This is a genomic window from Pseudophaeobacter sp. (genome assembly GCF_039971195.1).
GTDB lineage: Bacteria > Pseudomonadota > Alphaproteobacteria > Rhodobacterales > Rhodobacteraceae > Pseudophaeobacter.
In genome coordinates this window covers 1-18,482 of record NZ_JBDWPJ010000054.1, presented here as the reverse complement: position 1 = coordinate 18,482, position 18,482 = coordinate 1, and the positions used below count along the sequence as shown (strand labels likewise).

17 protein-coding genes and 2 pseudogenes are annotated in these 18,482 nt (G+C 59.0%); 10 read left to right on the top strand and 9 right to left on the bottom strand.

All coding sequences use genetic code 11. From position 1 onward, the window contains the following. Positions 1 to 539, bottom strand: a pseudogene (locus ABJP42_RS04715) (adenylate/guanylate cyclase domain-containing protein); the annotation flags it as partial. A gap of 55 nt (positions 540 to 594) precedes the next feature. Beyond that, complete coding sequence (locus tag ABJP42_RS04710; RefSeq protein ID WP_348338810.1) at positions 595 to 1,050, bottom strand: MarR family winged helix-turn-helix transcriptional regulator; 456 nt, start codon at positions 1,048 to 1,050, stop codon at positions 595 to 597. A gap of 70 nt (positions 1,051 to 1,120) precedes the next feature. Here ABJP42_RS04710 and hmgA point away from each other — a divergent pair, with 70 nt between their 5' ends. The 9 genes from hmgA to maiA all read left to right on the top strand — a co-directional run bounded on the left by hmgA (position 1,121) and on the right by maiA (position 8,999). Continuing rightward, a complete protein-coding gene (gene hmgA / locus ABJP42_RS04705) occupies positions 1,121 to 2,476 on the top strand; it encodes a homogentisate 1,2-dioxygenase (protein WP_348338808.1) in 1,356 nt (451 codons plus the stop codon). Positions 2,477 to 2,607: 131 nt separating this feature from the next. Next, positions 2,608 to 3,861: a fumarylacetoacetase gene (fahA, locus tag ABJP42_RS04700; RefSeq protein WP_348338806.1), complete on the top strand. Its 1,254-nt coding sequence runs from the start codon at positions 2,608 to 2,610 to the stop codon at positions 3,859 to 3,861. A 4-nt stretch (positions 3,862 to 3,865) separates the two neighbouring features. Beyond that, positions 3,866 to 4,234, top strand: coding sequence for a VOC family protein (locus tag ABJP42_RS04695; RefSeq protein ID WP_348338804.1), 369 nt, complete (start codon positions 3,866 to 3,868; stop codon positions 4,232 to 4,234). After that, a complete protein-coding gene (locus ABJP42_RS04690) occupies positions 4,231 to 4,764 on the top strand; it encodes a dihydrofolate reductase family protein (RefSeq protein ID WP_348338803.1) in 534 nt (177 codons plus the stop codon). Before ABJP42_RS04695 ends, ABJP42_RS04690 begins: the two co-directional genes overlap by 4 nt. Positions 4,765 to 4,768: 4 nt before the next feature. Next, positions 4,769 to 5,719, top strand: coding sequence for an MBL fold metallo-hydrolase (locus ABJP42_RS04685; RefSeq protein ID WP_348338801.1), 951 nt, complete (start codon positions 4,769 to 4,771; stop codon positions 5,717 to 5,719). A gap of 161 nt (positions 5,720 to 5,880) precedes the next feature. After that, positions 5,881 to 7,494: an FAD-dependent oxidoreductase gene (locus ABJP42_RS04680; RefSeq protein ID WP_348338799.1), complete on the top strand. Its 1,614-nt coding sequence runs from the start codon at positions 5,881 to 5,883 to the stop codon at positions 7,492 to 7,494. 5 nt (positions 7,495 to 7,499) lie between these two features. Next, the gene (locus tag ABJP42_RS04675) at positions 7,500 to 7,712 is read left to right on the top strand and encodes a DUF2783 domain-containing protein (protein WP_348338797.1); all 213 of its coding nucleotides are present in this window, start codon (positions 7,500 to 7,502) and stop codon (positions 7,710 to 7,712) included. Continuing rightward, positions 7,709 to 8,251, top strand: coding sequence for a VOC family protein (locus tag ABJP42_RS04670; protein ID WP_348338795.1), 543 nt, complete (start codon positions 7,709 to 7,711; stop codon positions 8,249 to 8,251). The genes ABJP42_RS04675 and ABJP42_RS04670 overlap by 4 nt, the downstream gene beginning before the upstream one ends. 106 nt (positions 8,252 to 8,357) lie before the next feature. Beyond that, positions 8,358 to 8,999, top strand: a complete 642-nt coding sequence (gene maiA / locus ABJP42_RS04665) for a maleylacetoacetate isomerase (RefSeq protein WP_348338793.1) — start codon at positions 8,358 to 8,360, stop codon at positions 8,997 to 8,999. On the opposite strand, the gene ABJP42_RS04660 is transcribed toward maiA, so the two are convergent. Both ABJP42_RS04660 and ABJP42_RS04655 read right to left on the bottom strand, forming a co-directional pair. Continuing rightward, positions 9,000 to 9,941, bottom strand: coding sequence for a DMT family transporter (locus tag ABJP42_RS04660; RefSeq protein WP_348338791.1), 942 nt, complete (start codon positions 9,939 to 9,941; stop codon positions 9,000 to 9,002). A 75-nt stretch (positions 9,942 to 10,016) separates the two neighbouring features. Then, positions 10,017 to 12,179 (bottom strand): Hint domain-containing protein, encoded by a 2,163-nt coding sequence (locus ABJP42_RS04655; protein ID WP_348338789.1) that lies wholly within the window; start codon positions 12,177 to 12,179, stop codon positions 10,017 to 10,019. 283 nt (positions 12,180 to 12,462) lie between these two features. On the opposite strand from ABJP42_RS04655, the gene ABJP42_RS04650 reads away from it, so the two are divergent. Beyond that, positions 12,463 to 13,221, top strand: a complete 759-nt coding sequence (locus tag ABJP42_RS04650) for a maleate cis-trans isomerase family protein (protein WP_348338787.1) — start codon at positions 12,463 to 12,465, stop codon at positions 13,219 to 13,221. Positions 13,222 to 13,303: 82 nt separating this feature from the next. On the opposite strand, the gene ABJP42_RS04645 is transcribed toward ABJP42_RS04650, so the two are convergent. The 5 genes and pseudogenes from ABJP42_RS04645 to ABJP42_RS04625 form a co-directional block, all read right to left on the bottom strand. After that, entirely contained in the window at positions 13,304 to 14,596 is a 1,293-nt protein-coding gene (locus tag ABJP42_RS04645) for an ABC transporter permease (RefSeq protein WP_348338785.1), read from the bottom strand. Continuing rightward, positions 14,593 to 15,513 (bottom strand): ABC transporter permease, encoded by a 921-nt coding sequence (locus tag ABJP42_RS04640; protein ID WP_348338783.1) that lies wholly within the window; start codon positions 15,511 to 15,513, stop codon positions 14,593 to 14,595. Before ABJP42_RS04640 ends, ABJP42_RS04645 begins: the two co-directional genes overlap by 4 nt. Before the next feature lie 11 nt (positions 15,514 to 15,524). Next, entirely contained in the window at positions 15,525 to 16,637 is a 1,113-nt protein-coding gene (locus ABJP42_RS04635) for an ABC transporter ATP-binding protein (protein WP_348338781.1), read from the bottom strand. A 165-nt stretch (positions 16,638 to 16,802) separates the two neighbouring features. Continuing rightward, entirely contained in the window at positions 16,803 to 17,927 is a 1,125-nt protein-coding gene (locus ABJP42_RS04630) for an extracellular solute-binding protein (protein WP_348338779.1), read from the bottom strand. Positions 17,928 to 18,210: 283 nt separating this feature from the next. After that, a pseudogene (locus tag ABJP42_RS04625) lies at positions 18,211 to 18,482 on the bottom strand (EamA family transporter); the annotation flags it as partial.

The window sequence follows — 18,482 nt, the reverse complement described above, 5'->3', positions numbered from 1 at the left end:
GATTTCAGCGCCAGCCCCAAAACAGGATAAAGCGACTGGATCAGGGCCTTGTCTTCCTCTGAAAACCCTTCCGGGCTGTCAGAAGTCCAGGAGCACAGAATCCCTTCGGAGGGCGCATTTGGATCGACCGGGGCATCGTCGTTCGTAAACCGCAGGGTCAGCGCAAAATACTCCGTCGCGCCGCGTTCTTTCAGCTCTTGCAACAGGGGGAACTGCGCGGGGACATCTACCGTCAGGTCAAACTGTAGGCTCTCCAGACCCTGCTCCAACATCTGGTAGAAAGGACTCCTGAGCCAGGCCTCGCGTGGGGTTTCGCGGCGCTCATAATGTTCGTGACTGATCCCGTCAGACCGGGTCCAGTTATAGCCTATGCCGCCAAACTTGGGATGAAAGGCGCGCTGTGCCAGGTGGAACCGCCACAGCGGCACCCCCAGCTCCACCAACTTTTCGCAAAAGGTGTTGAGCAGGTCCTGACGGCCAGAGCTGCGCAGCCCCTTTTCGATCATCCAGGGCACCAAGCTTGCCGCTCTTGCATCCATGCAGTCCATCACCGCCCTGCCCTTTCCTGTCACAGACCCTGTTGCCCCGGTCCCGCTATTTACCGGTGGGGGCCTCTTCTATTCCTGCCAGCTGTCGCAGCATATGCCGCAGCAGGGCCACCTCTGCAGGGGTGAACCGCGCGGCCAGCTGCGCGTCATAGCTTTGCGCCTGGCTTCGCAAATCACGATAGGCTGCTTCGCCGGCGGGTGTAAGACGCAAATGTTCGGAGCGGCGGTCGTTTTCATCACGGCTGCGGGAGACGAATCGACGCGCCGCCAATTTGGCCACGGCGCGGCTGATCTTGGTCTTGTGGATCTTGGCCCGATCGCCAATTTCCTTGGCCGTCATCTGACCAAAGATCCCCAGATGGAACAGCACCCGCCACTCATTGCGCAACATACCATAGCGGTTTTTGTAGTGGGCCTGAAACTCCAGCGAGGAATCCTCGGCGGCCCGGTTCAACAGAAAGGGCAGGAAATCCTGCAGCGAAAAATCATCTTTTTCAGTCATGGTGCTCTCCTTGCCCTTGTTAGTTACAAAAACAACTATTAATTCCGCAAGCAGAAAAGGAGCGCGCGATATGAACAATGCTGCTGATCCACACCAGATGATCCAGGCCCCCTCTCTTGCCGGCCCGCACGAAGGCTATATGCCTGGCTTTGGCAATGACTTTGAAAGCGAAGTGCTGCCCGGCGCCATGCCACAGGGCATGAACAGCCCGCAGAAATGCAACTATGGTCTCTACGGCGAGCAGCTTTCTGGCACCGCATTTACTGCTGATCCGCCCGAGCGCACCTGGTGCTACCGTATCCGCCCCAGCGTCAAACATTCGCATCGCTACAGCAAGATTGACCTGCCCTATTGGAAATCTGCGCCGCATGTGGACCCCGATGTAGCCAGCCTTGGCCAGTATCGCTGGGACCCGGTGGCGCATGATGGAGAGTCCCTGACCTGGCTCACCGGCATGAAAACCATGACCACCGCCGGAGATGTGAACACCCAGGTCGGCATGGCCTCTCATGTCTATCTGGTAACTGAGAGCATGAAGGACGCCTATTTCTTCTCGGCCGATTCTGAACTGCTGGTGGTGCCTCAGGAAGGCCGCCTGCGCTTTGCCACCGAGCTGGGAATTATTGATCTGGAACCGCAGGAGATCGCCATTATTCCGCGTGGTCTGGTCTACCGGGTTGAGGTTCTCGAAGGCCCTTGCCGCGGTTTTGTCTGCGAAAACTACGGCCAGAAGTTTGAACTGCCGGGCCGAGGCCCGATTGGCGCCAACTGCATGGCCAACCCGCGCGATTTCAAGGCGCCTATGGCAGCCTATGAGGACCGCGAGGTGCCCTCGACCCTGACCGTAAAATGGTGCGGCCAGTTTCATGAGACCAAAATCGACCAGAGCCCCCTGGACGTGGTGGCCTGGCACGGCAACTACGCGCCTTACAAATATGATCTCAAGACCTATTGCCCGGTCGGCGCGATCCTGTTTGACCATCCGGATCCCTCGATCTTTACCGTGCTGACGGCCCCCTCGGGCGTGCCGGGGACGGCCAATATCGATTTTGTGCTGTTCCGTGATCGCTGGATGGTGGCGGAGAACACCTTCCGTCCGCCCTGGTATCACAAGAACATCATGTCCGAGCTGATGGGCAATATCTATGGGCAGTATGACGCCAAGCCAAAAGGATTTGTGCCCGGTGGCATGTCGCTCCACAATATGATGATCCCGCATGGGCCGGACAAAAATGCCTTTGAAGGGGCGTCAAATTCCAATCTTGGGCCGGAGAAGCTGGAGAACACCATGTCTTTCATGTTTGAGACCCGTTTCCCGCAGCATCTGACCGAATTTGCCGCCAAGGAGGCACCGCTGCAGGATGATTACATCGACTGCTGGAGCGATATTGAGAAGAAGTTCGACGGCACACCCGGCCTGAAGTAGGCTGGATCTGAAGTAGACAAACAAGGGAGGGGGCGCTGCCCCCTCTGGGCCTCAAATGGCCCATTCACCCCCGGAATATTTCCGGAAAGATGATAATGAGGCCGCAAGCGCCTCGCATGACTGGAGGCACTATGCCGCTTCTGAAATCCTGGGTTGCCTCGGCCAATGACGCCGCGCATCCCTTTCCGCTGAACAACCTGCCCTACGGCGTTTTCTCGACCGAAGATAGCGATCCGCGCTGTGGTGTGGCGATTGGGGATATGATCCTGGATTGCCAGGCCGCCGAAGAGGCAGGTCTGTTGCAGCTGGCGGATTATCCGCTCTTTGAGATGCCGTTTTGGAACGAGATGATGGAAGAGGGCCCTGCCGTTTGGGTCGCGCTGCGCGATCGTCTGACGGCGCTGCTGGCGGAGGGATCTGCGGATCAGGGCAAGCTGGAGTCGCTCATGGTGGCCCAGGCTGAGGCCGAGCTGCATATGCCGATGGCAGTAGCGGAATACACCGATTTTTATGCCGGTATGCAGCACGCCAAAAACATGGGGGCGATCCTGCGGGGCTCGCCCGATCTGCCCGCCAACTGGCTGCATATCCCGATTGGCTATAACGGTCGTGCCTCTTCCGTGGTGGTTTCTGGCACCCCGATCCATCGCCCCAATGGCCAGACCAAGGCGCCGGACGCCGAGATGCCCTCCTTTGGCCCCAGCAAGCGGCTGGATATCGAGCTGGAAATGGGCGCCATCGTGGGCACCGGGTCCGAGTTTGGCCAGCCCATCACCGTGGATGAAGCCGATGCGATGATCTTTGGCTATGTGCTGCTGAACGACTGGTCGGCCCGCGACATCCAGGGCTGGGAATACCAGCCGCTGGGGCCGTTTCAGGGCAAGGCCTTTGGCACCTCGATTTCCCCCTGGATTGTTACCGCTGCGGCGCTGGAATGCTTCCGGGCACCAACGCCAGCGCGCGAAAAAGAACTGCTGCCCTATCTGGATGGCAGCAAGGACGGGCTTTATGACATCGAGCTGGAAGTGCTGATGCAGCCCGAAGGTGCGGCCACGGCAACCTCGGTCTCCAAGACCAACTACAACCGGATGTATTATTCGGCGGCCGAGCAGCTCTGCCATCACGCCATTGGTGGCTGCGAGATGAACACCGGCGATCTCTTGGGATCCGGGACCATTTCGGGGGCGGAACGCTCTGAGTTTGGCTCCTTGATGGAGCTGAGCTGGGCCGGGCGCGAGCCCTTCACCCTGGATACCGGTGAGACCCGTGGCTTTATCGAGGATGGCGACACCCTGACCCTGCGCGGCAATGCCCGTGGCGACAGTTTCACCATCGGCTTTGGCGATTGTGTGGGCAAGATCCTGCCCGCCAAGACCTGGGGCTAAAGGCGTGACCCTCGCGTTGGACCATATTCAGATTGCCATCCCCAAGGGAGGCGAGGACCAGTGCCGCGCCTTTTGGGGCAATCTGGTTGGTCTGCGCGAGATTGCCAAACCCGAAGCCTTACAGGCAAGCGGCGGGGTATGGTTTGCCCTGATGGGCAGCGAATTGCACCTGGGAGTGGAAGAGGCGTTTTCACCCGCGCTGAAAGCCCACCCCGGATTTCGCACCACAGATATCGCTGCCTTGGCTACGCGGTTTGAAACTGCTGGCCGTGACCTGGCCTGGGACTGCGCCATCGAAGGGCGCAAACGGTTCTTTTCCACGGATCCCTTTGGCAATCGTCTTGAATTCCTGCAACTGGAGACGCCGCAATGACTTCTCCGAAGTATGTAGGCTACATCGCCATGAGCCTGGATGGGTTCATTGCTGACGAAGGTGGCAGCGTTGCCTGGCTGGATCCTTTCAACGAGGCGTTGGCCTCGGACGGACATGACGGTGGCTATGGTGATTTCATTGCCGACATTGATGCCCTGGTCATGGGCCGAACGACCTATCGCCAAGTCATGGGATGGGGATGGCCCTATGAGGATCGACCCGGATACATCCTGACCCGAAACACCAGCTTTACAGGTGCGCATTGTGCTGCGGCAGGTGACATCGAGATGTTGCGCAAGGCCATCGAAAAGGCCGGGCACCAGAGGGTCTGGATCATGGGCGGCGGTGAAACCCAACGTGTCGCTCTGGATGCTGGGCTCTTTGACACCCTGCGAGTTTTCATCATGCCAACACTGCTAGGCCGGGGGCTGCCCTGCTTTGCCCCTGGCGCACAACACAATCTTAAACTGACCTCCACGGAAGAAAAACCGGGTGGCATCTTGCAAATCGACTACGACATCGAGGACTGAACACATGGCCAAGGCATTTGCGTCCCAAGGGGACATGAGCGAAAAGAAAATCACCTTTGACGAGATCGGTGAGGGACTTTATGCCTTTACCGCCGAGGGCGACCCCAACTCTGGTGTGATCATCGGTGATGATAGCGTGATGATCGTCGAAGCCCAGGCAACACCGCGTCTGGCAAACAAGGTCATCGAATGCGTGCGTTCGGTCACCGATAAGCCAATCACCCATGTGGTTCTGACCCATTACCACGCCGTGCGGGTGCTGGGAGCTTCGGCCTTCAACGCCCAGCAGGTGATCATGTCCAATGCCGCCTACAATATGGTTCTGGAACGGGGTCAGGAAGACTGGGACAGCGAATTCCAGCGTTTCCCACGTCTGTTTGAGGGCTATGAGAGCATTCCCGGCCTGACCATGCCCACCACCACTTTCAGCGATGAAATGACTGTCTTCCTGGGCAAACGCCGGGTCAACATCAAACAGATCGGTCGCGCCCATACCGCAGGGGATGCGGTGATCCATGTGCCGGACCAGAACGTCATGTTCACTGGTGACATCGTCGAAGACCACTCTGCCTGCTATTGTGGTGATGGACATTTTGCCGATTGGGGCCAGACCCTGGACAATATCAAAGCCTATGACGTGGACGCAATTGCACCCGGTCGTGGCGGCGCCTTGGTTGGCAAGGAGGCGGTGAACCGCGCCATTGAGAGCACCCGTGACTTTGTCCAGAGCACCTATCTGCCCGCCGCCCGTGTCGCGGCACGTGGTGGCTCGCTGAAAGAAGCCTGGGATGCGGTGCGCGCCGAATGCGATCCCAAGTTTGCCGATTACGCAATCTACGAACACTGCCTGCCGTTTAACGTCGCCCGCGCCTATGACGAGGCCCGTGGCATTGCTCACCCCCGTATCTGGACCGCCGAGCGCGATCTGGACATGTGGGCCGCGCTGCAAGGCTAAGGCGCATCCCTAATCGCGGGGCGATTTGATCCAGATCGTGCCGCCCCGCTAAAACTTATGAAACGATACCCCTATCCTCCCGGCAGGCAGCTCTTGCCGGGAAAAAGAGAAGCTGTGCCGATCACATCCCCGATGAGGCACCCCATTTGGGAGGAGACCAGATGAACAAGATCTTTGAAGTCCCGATGTATCCTTATGCCCGCCACGAGGATCAGGATGCCGGAGCCCCGGTACGCCGCAAAGTTGTGGTGATTGGTGCCGGACCCATTGGCCTCGCCGCCGGTATCGAACTGGCGCAGGAAGGCGTCGAGGTGGTGATCCTCGATGAAAACGACAAGGTGAGCTTTGGCTCCCGCGCCATCTGCTTTGCCAAACGGCCACTCGAGATCCTCGACCGTCTGGGCTGTGGTCAGTCGATGGTCGACAAGGGGGTGCTGTGGAACAAGGGCAAGGTCTTCTTTGATGACCGTCAGGTCTATGACTTTAACCTGCTGCCCGAAGAGGGCCACCAGCGCCCGGCCTTCATCAATCTGCAGCAGTATTATTTTGAAGAATACCTGGTCAATCGGGTGCGCGAATTGCAAGAGCAAGGCGCGCCGATCGAGATCCGCGGCCGCAACAAGGTCTCGGCCATTGGCACCCACTCCGATCATGTAACGCTGGAAATCGACACGCCGGAAGGGTCCTACAACCTCGAAGCCGACTGGATGATCGCCTGCGATGGTGCCGGGTCCCCCACCCGCCGCATGCTGGGGCTGGATTTTGTCGGCCGCGTCTTTGAAGACAACTTCCTGATTGCTGACGTCATCATGGAAGCGGACTTTCCGACAGAGCGTTGGTTCTGGTTTGACCCGCCTTTCAACAAGGGCCAGTCGGCGCTCTTGCACAAACAGCCCGATGGGGTTTGGCGCATTGATCTGCAGCTGGGCTGGGACATCGACAAGGAGCGCGAAAAGCGCCCCGAAAACGTCATTCCCCGGCTCAAGGCGATGCTCGGCGATGAGGTGGAGTTTGAGCTGGAATGGGTCTCGATCTATACCTTCCAGTGCCGCCGGATGGAGAAATTCCGTCATGGTCGCGTGCTCTTTGCCGGCGATGCCGCGCATCAGGTCTCGCCCTTTGGCGCCCGTGGGGCCAACTCTGGCCTGCAGGACACCGACAACCTGATCTGGAAGTTGAAACTGGTGATGGAGGGCAAGGCCCCCGAAAGCCTGCTCGACAGCTACGACCAGGAACGGGTGCATGGCGCTGATGAGAATATCCTCAACTCCAGCCGTTCCACTGATTTCATCACGCCGAAATCAGAAATGTCCCGCCTGCTGCGCGACGCGGTGCTGGATCTGAGCGAGCATCACGAATTTGCCCGCCCATTGGTGAATTCTGGCCGCCTCTCGGTGCCCTGCACCTATGATGGCTCGACGCTGAACTCGGCGGATGCGCTGCTGGATGGTCCGACCCGCACCCGGCCTGGCTCTTCCTGCCCCGATGCACCGCTGGGAGATGATTTTCTTCTGCCAAAGCTTGGCAATAGCTTCACCCTGCTGACCATCGATGCCGAAGCGCCGGATGAAATTGAAGAGGCTGGTATCACCGTCAAACGGCTGGCGCTGTCGGTCAAGGATGACAAGACCCTAGCCCTGAAAGAGCGCTATCTGGGCGACAATGACAGCGGCGTCTATCTGATCCGCCCGGATCAGCACGTTGCCGCCCGTCGGCCTTCTTTTGATGACAACCAGTTTCGCGCAGCCATTCGCCGCGCCATGGGCAAGGAGTGAACCTGATGTCCGATACCCTGATCCTGACCCCGAACATCAATGGCGCCGATGATTTCTATGCAGATCTTCTGGCCGCCCATGAAGGCCGCGACAAGGCAGACAGCGATGCGTTCAACGCCCGTCTGCTCTTGGTGCTGGCCAACCACATCGGAGACCGCGCGATCCTGAAACAGGCGCTGGCAGCTGCCGCGCTCACAGCTGAGGAGGACCCCTCGTGAAGATCGAACAAATTCACCACGTTGCCTATCGTTGCAAAGACGCCAAACAGACCGTCGAGTGGTACAACACAATGCTCAAGATGGATTTTGTCCTGGCGATTGCCGAGGACCATGTGCCATCAACCCACGAACCCGACCCCTACATGCATATCTTCATGGATGCGGGCAACGGCAATGTTCTGGCGTTTTTTGAGCTGCCCACCAAGCCGGAAATGGGCCGCGATTTGAACACCCCGATCTGGGTGCAGCACATCGCTTTCAAGGTCAAAGACCGCGACACCCTGATCGAGTTCAAGGACCACCTGGAGGCCAATGGCGTCGAAGTTCTGGGGGTGACCGATCACTCGATCTTCCACTCGATCTACTTCTTTGATCCCAATGGTCATCGGGTCGAGCTGGCCTGCCCCGATCCCAAAGAAGAGGCGTTGCTGGAAAAACTCGACGCGGTGAAATGGGAAATGCTGGAAGAATGGTCCAAGACCAAGAAGGCTCCAAAACACGCCGATTGGCTGCACGCCAAGGAGCTGAGCGAGGTCTGATCCCTGACCATGAGCCTGCAATAGATTGACATCACTTGGGCAACCGGAGAGGCTTCGGTTGCCCAATACCTCCTTGTTAGACCCTTTTTCTCAGGAAAGATCAGTGATGCACGACACCGTTCTCTTCGACTATTGGCGTTCCTCTGCCAGCTACCGGTTGCGCATCGCGCTGAACCTTGCGGGCATCAAATACCAGTCCATCAGCGTGGATCTGGTCAGCGGCGACCACAAAGGCCCCGAACATCTGGCGCGCAACCCGCAGGGCTTTGTGCCGGTGCTCGACATTGATGGTCTGCGGATGACCCAGTCGCTGGCCATTCTGGACTATCTGGATCAGACCCGCGATTTGGGCCTGTTGCCCAAGGATCCTGCCGCCCGGGTTCAGGCCCAGGCGCTGGCCCATTCGATTGCGGTCGACCTGCACCCGGTCTGCAATCTGCAGGTGGCCAAACATGCGACCCAGCTGACAGGTGGCGCTGCGGGGATGCCCGGCAACTGGATGGTACATTTCATCCGCCCCGGATTGCAGGCTTTTGAAGCTTTGCTGGCAGGCTATGAACAAGATCCCTATTGCACCGGACATCTGCCCGGTCTGGCCGATATCTGCCTGATGCCGCAGCTTTACAACGCGCGGCGTTGGGGTGCCGATATCTCGGATATGCCCCGCATTCTGGCGGTCGAGGAAGCCTGCGCTGCCCATCCCGCCTTTGCCAAGGCCCACCCGGATGCGGTCAATACCCCCAACTGATCACTCCGGGGCATTTGCCGGTTTTTGTTGCCTGTTCATCAAGGCTTTGAACAGGCGGCCATCGGTCACCACAAGCCCCAGGCCAATCACAAGGAAGCCCAGGAAGGCTTCGCGGCTCAGCTGCTCACCAAGGAAGCCTGCCCCTAGGCCCACCGCCACAGGCGGGATCAGCAGGGTGACCAGCATCAGATTGGCAGATCCGGCCCGGCGCAGAATGTCAAAATACATCAGATAGGCCAGCGCCGTGGACAGTACGGCGATGCCGATCAAGGCGCCCCAGACTTCAACAGAGAGGTCAATGCGCGGCACGCCCTCGACATAAAACACAATTGGCAACATCAGCACTGTGCTGCCCGCCACCATGCCCAGCGCATTCATCAGGGGCGGCTGCCCGCTCAGAAACAGCTTTCCCCAGACACTGGCCAGCGCATAGGAAAAGGCTGCGGCCAAAACCGCCAGCTGCGCCAGATTGCGCGGGTCAAGCGAGGTCAGCGCCGCAGGTCCCATGATCACCGCGACGCCAAGAAATCCCAGCGCGGCGCCAATCAGTTTCTGTGTCGTCAGCGGCTCATCCTTTAACAAGCCCCCCGCCACCACCGCGCCAAACATCGCCGTGGTGCCATTGAGGATCGAGGCCAGCCCGCTTTCGATCTGGGTCTGCCCCCAAAAGATCAACGAAAAAGGAATGGCGTTGTTCAGCGCCCCCATCCCGAGGTAGGCGCTCCAGATCTTTGCCCCGCGCGGAATCGCAATGCCCTTTAGGCGCACCACCAAAAACAGCACCGGCAGCGCCAAGGCGACCCGAAACAGGGTGATGGTAAGCGGCGGCAATTCCCGCAAGGCAATCTCAGCAAAAAAGAACGAGCCCCCCCAGACCAGCGCCAAAGCGGCCAAAAGCAATCCGGAGGTGAGGTCAATCGACAGGGCATTGGGATTCGACATAGGAGGGTCCTTTGATCTGCACCCAAGCCTAAACCCTCCCTTGCAAGGGGGCGACCCGTTTCCCGCGCATTGGCGCTAACTCAGGTCAGAGGTACCGCTCAAACCGCGCAGGATCTCTGCCTCAAAGGCTTTGAGAGAGGGGCGCGCAGCGGCAAATTCCTCGCCAATCAGCTCTGCCTCGGGAAACAGCGCCAGCAGTTCTGCCCGCTGTTCGATCCCCATGCCAGAAAGCGTGAACCCGCCGGGCTGAAAGCTCTCGGTCCAGGCGCCATTGGCGCAGATGATTTCATGGCGATCAAACATCAGATGGATATAGGTCACTGAACCGGAGCGTTCGCGCCGGATACTGCGATCGTTCACCAGGTAAAGCGCCGCCGCCAGCACCTCGGCCTCGCCAAACAGCAGCTCCGCATGGGCGCCACTCAGCAGCATCCGGTGCTGCGGTGAAACCAGGAGATCCGCGCCAGGCAGATCCGCGCCCAGGGCGCCAGCTGCAATCCGCACCGGTTTAAAGCCGGGCCGCAGCATCAGCTCTGCCGCCCCCAGATGCCGGGTGCCGATCCAGCGCAGGGTTTGGGTTCCGTGATCAAGGGTCTCAACCTGGTCCCCTACCACAAGCTTTTCTACGGCGACTTCGCCCTGGGGGGTCAGGATCATTGCGCCGGGGGTGAAACAGGGCACGACCTCTTCTATCACCTCTTCGATATTGGAGAAGGTAAGCGTGCCAGTGACATTGCCCTCAGCGTCCAGGAAGTCGACCGTTCCGGCCTCGCCATCCTCCGGATCATAGGTGACGGATGTGCGCCCTGCGCCGCGCAGATCCAGCACGTCGTGGTCATCACCGCCTTCGCCACCGTCAACCACATCACCAGCACCGCCGTGGATTACATCCCGGTCATCGCCGCCGGAAAGGGTATCCGCACCAGAACCGCCAACCAGCGTGTCGTTGCCGCTGCCGCCTTCAATACTGTCTTCGTCGCTGCCGCCGTCCAGCGCATCCGCTCCGCTGCCCCCATCCAGGGTATCGCGGCCGCTGTCGCCAAACAGGGTATCGTCGCCGACGCCGCTGTTCATTTTGTCGTTGCCGCTGCCGCCCTCACCATAAAAGGATGACCCCGCCGAGCCGCCATCGAGGAAATCATTGCCCTCGTCGAGGTAGATGCTATCCGATCCCTCATGCACGCCAATAAAGGCGAGGTCGTTGCCGGCACCGCCGTGGATTTCATCATTGCCCTGACTGCCAGCCAGCAGATCATTGCCCTCGCCGCCCCAGACCGTATCAGTGCCCATGCTGCCGATCAGGGTGTCATTGCCATCCTCGCCATAAATCAGATCATCCTGATCACGGCCAAAGACATGATCATCGCCGGCCCCCGCATAGATCAAATCGTTGCCGTATAGCCCCTCGAGCTGATCGTTGCCATCGCCCCCATACAGCGTGTCATCGCCCCAGCCGCCGCGCAGGGTGTCATCGCCTCCACCGCCAACAACGGAATCATCGCCCTCTCCGGTCTCGATGGAGTCATTGCCCTCCCCGGCCAGCACAGTGTCATTGCCACCACCCGCCTCAATCAGATCATCCTGCGAGCCATCCAGCGCATCTCCGTTGTCGACACGGTCGCCCTCGGGATCACCTAGATAGTCACTATCGATCAGGTCATCGCCATCGCTGCCTTCCACAATATGGTCGAGCGCCGGTGGGATGGTGAAACTGAGATCCGAAATCCCGGCCCCGCCGGACAGATCCGCATCCGCGCCATTGTCATAGGTGATCGATAGTCCAGAAATCGGTCCTGACAGGGCCACCCCGATGGTGTCAGGCGCATCTCCCTCGGCCTCGATCGAGACCGTACCATCCGGGTTGGTGGTCACGCTGTGATGGGTGAGCCCGGTCAGCCCGGCGATTACCTCATCTGCGGGGATCAGGGCACCTGTGTCGTCCAAAATGCGCAGGGTGAATTTGTCGTCATGGCTGGAGCCAGAAGAGTTCACATGTTGGAGGTCAAAAGTAAGATCCGTAACCGGATTGGAAAAGGTGTAGCCGGCAGTTATCGGCTCGCTGACGCCAAAGGCGCCAAAATCCGACACCTCATAGCCAGACTGGGTAGCATCCCAGGATTTAGCGCTGAAAGTCCCCGTAACTGTGGTGCTGTTGCCGCCCTCTGTCAGGGCAGTGCTGCCGCTTTCGGCGGCGCCATTGGCTCCGGTCAGCCAGATTGCATTGTCCAAAACAGCCATGACGCCCCTGTTCCTTGCCCATGGTGTCCGCTGGCCAGCCGATTGCGGGGCGCAGAAGGACTCCAATTCAATCCCTCCAATCTGACATGGAAAAACGTTAGCGAGTCGGCTCAACTAGGGTGACTGCGAGGCACGAGGCGGCAAAACTGTGGCACGACCACCTCGAGGCCGAAACTGGGCCGGCACTTGGCCAGAGCAGGCCCGCACCTGCATGCCCCTTGCAGTGCAGCGCATTGTCGGCAAAGGTCGCGCCAGATTTTTAGTTCACAAAGGACCCAAAGGCATGAGCCACTACCCCTATCGCCTGACCGGGCCTATTGGCTCTGCGGCCACCCTGGGCCTGATTGCCCTGCAGGTGGACGAAACCATCGAGCAGGATTTTCGCCGCCTGTTTCCCAGCCGCGATGTGGCGATCTATGTGAACCGCATTCCTTCGGGCGAGGCGCTGACCCCGGATACCATTGCCCAGATGGAGCGGGACATGCCCGCCGCCGCCGCTCTGCTGCCGCAGGCTGCAGCGTTTGATGCGGTGGCCTATGGTTGCACCTCTGGTACCACATTGATCGGCCCGGACCGGGTGGCAGAGCTGGTCAAAGGCGCGGTCAAAACCCGCCAGGTCGCCCAGCCGCTCACCGCGACATTGACCGCCTTTGCAGCGCTTGATGTCACCTCAATTGGGCTGGTTTCGCCTTATATAGGCTCTGTTTCCGGCCCGATGCGCCAGACCTTTGAACAGGCAGGCATCGCCGTGCCCGCCATGGTTTCCTTTGGCGAAGAGGTCGAAGCCAATGTCGCCCGCATTGACCCGGTGTCGATCCATGCCGCAGCACTGGAGGTTGGCGCTGATCCCAAAACCGAGGCGGTTTTCCTCAGCTGCACCAATCTGCGCACCCTTGATATCATTGCGGATCTGGAACAGCGCCTTGGCAAACCAGTGGTGAGCAGCAATCAGGCGCTGGCCTGGCATATGGCGCGGTTGTCAGCGGCGCCTGTGGCCGAGGATGCGCCGGGGATGCTGTTTTCCAAATCTCTGCCCGCCTGAGGCTGTACCGCCGCTGCAAATAGAAACCCCGCCCGGTAGTGCTGCCGGGCGGGGTTTTTCTTTTGCTCAGATCTGCGAGGGATCAGTTGCCTGAACCCTCACTGTCATCGCCGCCACTCAGGGTGCTGGGGGCAAAGACACCACCAAAGCCCGAGTTGTTGCCCTCGTCTTCAGCCTCGGTCTCAGCCTCTGGTTCTGCCGCGTCACCGCCCAGGGTGCTGGGAGCAAAGACGCCGCCAAAGCCCGAGTTGTTACCTGAGGAAGGCTGGGATTGCGCCGGAGCGGCCTCGCCCTGCTCTTCCTGTTGCTGCTGACGACGCAGCTCGCGCTGACGCTTCAGCTCCTGAATGCGCATCTCGGTCTCCAGGCGCTTTTGCTCCTGGACATCCGCGATACACTGCTGCGGGCTATAGACCGTTGCGGCCCCCACCACGGTCACCGTAGCACAGGCCACAATCACCAGTGCCACAGCCGCCCAGTTGGAGCTAAGGAAACCGGGCATCTTGATCCGGCCAGAGCTCAGCTCTTCGACGGTGGCATCCTTGCGGGCCTCGGCCACCAGTTCCTTGCGGCGAATATTAGCCTCATTGAACAGGGCAGCAAAAACCGTGAGCAACACGATGATAAAGGCCAGAGCCGAAATCGCCGGGGTGATGCCATAGCGTACCTTCTGCGCCAGTTCGATGGTCAGAGTTGGGTATTCGCCAAAGGTGAAGGTGGTGGTGTTGTAGTTCTCAAAGCTCGCCAGGAAGGCCAGCACTGCTGCAGAAGCAATGGCGGGCTTCATGAAGGGCAAGAGCACCTTGCGGAAGGCCTGCGCATGGGTGGCACCAAGGTCCAGCGCCGCCTCGGTCAGCGCCACGTCATAGCGCTGCAGACGCGCCACCAGCACCAGCATGCAGTAGCTGGCAATAAAGGTGGACTGGCCGATGACGGTGAGGAACAACCCGTTGGACAGGAAGCTATCCGCTCCAAGGCCCAGCATCCGGTTGATCCGGTCCCAGAACACCAGCGTCGAGATACCAATAACTACACCCGGCACCAGGATCGGTGCAATGATGATGGTATAATAGGTCGCCCGCAGTTTGGGCCAGATCTGGGTCAGCATCAAAGCCCCCGCCAGCCCCATGGCCACCGAAAGAACCACGGTGCCAAACCCCACCAGAACCGAGTTCTTGATGCCGTTGAGAATGCGCTCGTCTCTGAACAGAGCCGAGAACCATTCAAAGGTCAGGCATTCCCAAGGCGCCGCCCGGGGAAACTCGGGGGAGTTGAAGGCAGTGATGGACATGATCACCAGGGGTCCAAGCAGGTAGGCAAAGAAGATTGCCAGATAGGCCCAGAGGCTGACGCGGAGAAGAGAGAGGTTCTTCATTTGCCGATATCCCCCATGTTCACCTTGAAGACCCGCATCAGAGCAAGCACCAAGAGGATACAGGTGACCAGCAGCACCACGGCATAGGCCGCGCCCTGTGGCCAGTCAGAGTTGTCGTTGAATTGCTGATAGATCAGCTGGGTAAACCAGAGCGAGGATGGCCCGCCCAGGATCTGTGGCGCCGCCAGTGCCCCGGCAGACAACATGAACACCATGGTACAGCCCGAGGAGATGCCCGGTTTGGCATAGGGAATGACCACCCGTCGGTGGATCATCGACCAGCTGGCCCCCATGTCCCGCGCCGCCTCGATCTGGTTGCGATCCAGGCTTTCGATCACGTTGTAGATCGGGAAGATCATCAGCAAGATATAGGCATAGCCCAGACCTGCATAAAGCGCGATGTCATTGCGGACAAAGTCAAAGGGCGTGTCAAAGATCCCGGCCGCCACCAGAAGGTTGTTCAGCACCCCGGTCTCACCAAAGATGATGCGCAGGGCAAAGGCCCGCAGGATCTCGTTGATCCAATAGGGAATGATCAGCATCAGCGCAAAGATACGGATGTGATTGCCCTTGGTCTGGGCAAGGTAATAGGCGATCGGGTAGCAGAGGATCAGGTTGAAGATGGTGACAAAGATCGCCGCGATCAGGGTGCGGTAGAACACCTTCAGATCAACCGCATTATACTCCTGGCTGCCGCCTTCGGGGCCAAAGACCAGGTATTTGTAGTTCTCCATCGTATAGACGTCTTTGGGCCCGCCGATCTCTGGAGGCGGCAGGTTAGGACGAAAGGAGAAGTCCAGCATCGAGAGCTGCGGCAGGATGATCAGGCCGATGGTCCAGAACAGCACCAGACCCAGCATCAATGAGCCGATGCCCAGACCGTTGCGATCAAAAAACTCTTTCAGGAAACGGGGCATTGCCGGTCTCCCTATTCGGTGGCCAGATCGCCAGCGGGCAAAGCCACAGCGTTCTGGACATCATATTGCAGGGTCATCGGCTGCCCCTTGTGGCTGTCAAAGGACTGGCCGAGGTTGGGCAGCGAGACCTTCATTTCCTTGCCGCCTTCGCCTTCCATAAAGATGTTGAAGCTGTTGCCTTCAAATTCCTCGTTGGTGACGGTTGCGGTGACAAAGTGATCGCCTTCGGAGCCCACAGGCGCCAGGGCAAAGGCTTCGGGGCGGATAAACATCATCGCCGCATCGCCAGCCTTCATCTTGCCCTGATTGGCGGTGGAGATCCGCGCCAGCAAATCGCCAGACCGGTTGGTGGAGATCAGTGCGGTATCGCCCTGCACCTGCTTCACGGTGCCGCGGAACACATTGTTCTCACCGACAAAAGACGCGGCAAAGGCGGTTGATGGATCATTGTAGATGGTCTTGCCATCACCAATCTGATCGATCACCCCGGCGCGCATCACCGCGATATTGTCCGACATGGTGAGGGCTTCGCCCTGGTCGTGGGTGATGTAGATAAAGGTAATACCAACCCGCTGCTGAATTTCGCGCAGCTCGGTGCGCATGTGCTGACGCAGTTTCAGATCCAGCGCCGAAAGCGGCTCGTCCAGCAGCAAAACATCGGGTTCTGCGCACAGAGCTCGGGCAATCGCCACCCGCTGACGCTGACCGCCAGAGAGTTCAGAGGGCAGTTTGTCGCCCTGTCCCGGCAGCGCAATCATGTCCAACAGCTCATCCGCACGCTTGCGGCGTTCCTTGGCCGAGGCGCCTTTGATCTCCATGGAGAAGGTGATGTTCTCCCAGACTTTCATCAGCGGGAACAGCGCCAGGTTCTGAAAGATTAGCGCGGTTGGGCGTTTGTTGGGACCAATGCCGCGCATGTCATTGCCGCCGATCAGCACCTGACCTTCGCTGGGCTCCAGAAAACCCGAAACCGCGCGCAAGATCGTGGTCTTGCCGCAGCCCGAGGGACCAAGAAAGGAAAAGAAATCTCCACCCTTGATATGCACATTTGCGTCGCGCACGGCGACAAAATCTCCAAAGCGGATCCAGAGGTTTTCAAGATCTACGCCGACCCCAGCACTCATGTGGTCTCTCCTCAGCTCGCAGCTTTCTTGCCCGGTGGAGGATACCCCCGGCGCAAACAGGCTGTTCTGTTCATTCAGATGTGTGTCATGCGCCCCAGGTAGTCTGGTACTGCGCGCGGTCTGGCCCGCGAGAGTGTCGCAGGCCAGCTGTTTTCAAAACGCGATTTAGGCGCTTTTGAACTTGTTGACGAACTCGGTCCGCACTTCGGCATACCAAGGCGCTTCGGCAGGCCATGGGTTCAGGTTTGCCAAGCTGTCGCCAGGATAGGCTTCGGCAAAGTTCTTTTTGTAGACGTCGCCGGAATAGGTATCCGCGCCCAGAACTGGCGAGTTGTAACCATGGCTGTCGATCGCCTTGCCTGCGGCTTCCTGGCCAAAGGCATAGTCGATGAAGGCATAGACCTGCTCTTCGTTCTTGGCACCAACGGGCATGGACATGCCGTCGACCCAGGCCATCGCGCCCTCAACAGGGGCTTGATAATGCACAGGCTCGCCGGCTGCTTTCAGCGCCAGCGGCGGGCCATCCCAGGTCTGACCAACCACAACGCCTTCGTTCAGCAGGCCGTTTTTCTGCGAATCCGCATCGTTCCAGATCAGCTTGATGCGGTTTTTGCGCGCCATGCACCAGTCGGTGATCTGGCCCCAGACTTCGCGCATGGTGTCTTCGTCACCATAGGCAGCCCAGACAGAACCCTCGTCCATTTCACCAGCGGCTTCCATGTACAGACCCGCACCCAGCATCATCGAATGGGCACGGCCCATTGTCTTGCCGGCGTTTTCTTCGGCCCAGATGTCACCATAGGAAGGTGCATCGCCCTCTGGCAGCCATTTGTCGGTACGGTAGGCAACGCCTTCGGTGCCCCAGATATGTGGCAGCCAATGCACGCCGGCGCCTTCAAAGTTCCAAGCAGATGTGCCGATCTTGGCCATCGCAGGGTTCACGGCGTCGATGTTGACCTTGTTCATGTCGAACGGCTTCAGCAGCTCCAGTGGACCCCATTGCAGCGACCGGTTGTTGGTAGGCGAGACAATGTCAAAACCCTGGCCTTTGGTGGCCTTCATCTTGTTGATGATTTCCTCGTTCGAGCCAATCCCGGTGTAGTTCACCTTGATGCCGGTCTTTGCCTCAAAGCCTTCGATAAAGGCGGGGGGCAGGTAGTCCGACCACATCAGGATGTTCACTTCACCCGAGGACGCCAGCGCGCTTTTGGAATAGAGCGGTGCCGCGAGAGCAGCCGCACCGGCGCTTTTCAGCAGCGTCCGGCGAGTGACGCTAGATTTGGTAGTCATATTCAAATTTCTCCCTAGTGGGTTGTTGTTTTCGCTTATTATTGTTTTTGGTCTTCGAAAGAGTGCGAGGCATTGCGCCCAACAAACAGTGACAGTTTCAAAAACTGATAAGGCCAAAATGCCGCAGCCCTGCGAAATCATGGATCCAGTTTCTGACAACCACCGCTCGAATCTCCTCAATGCAGGAAACCTAAGACGATGTTGTAACAATAGTTTGCGCCCCTTCGCGCCTTCCGTCAACGCTGAGAAGACAGCAGGGGTGCACAACCCGTGATTATGCCTATCAAACAGACATGCCGATCAAGCCCACGCCGAGGGCCATCAAAACAGCCGCGCCGAGGCGGCGCATCCAATTGCCTTCTTTGAGGATGACAAAGCCGATCAGCGCCGCAAAAATCACCGAGGTTTCCCGCAGTGCCGAGACCGCACCAAGCGGGGCAAAGTTTTTCGCAAAGAGCACCAGACCATAGGCCGTCATCGACACCAGCCCGCCTGAAATGCCAATCACCCAGGTGCGCAGCGAAATCTGCGCCAATTCCTGACGTCGGCGCAGCC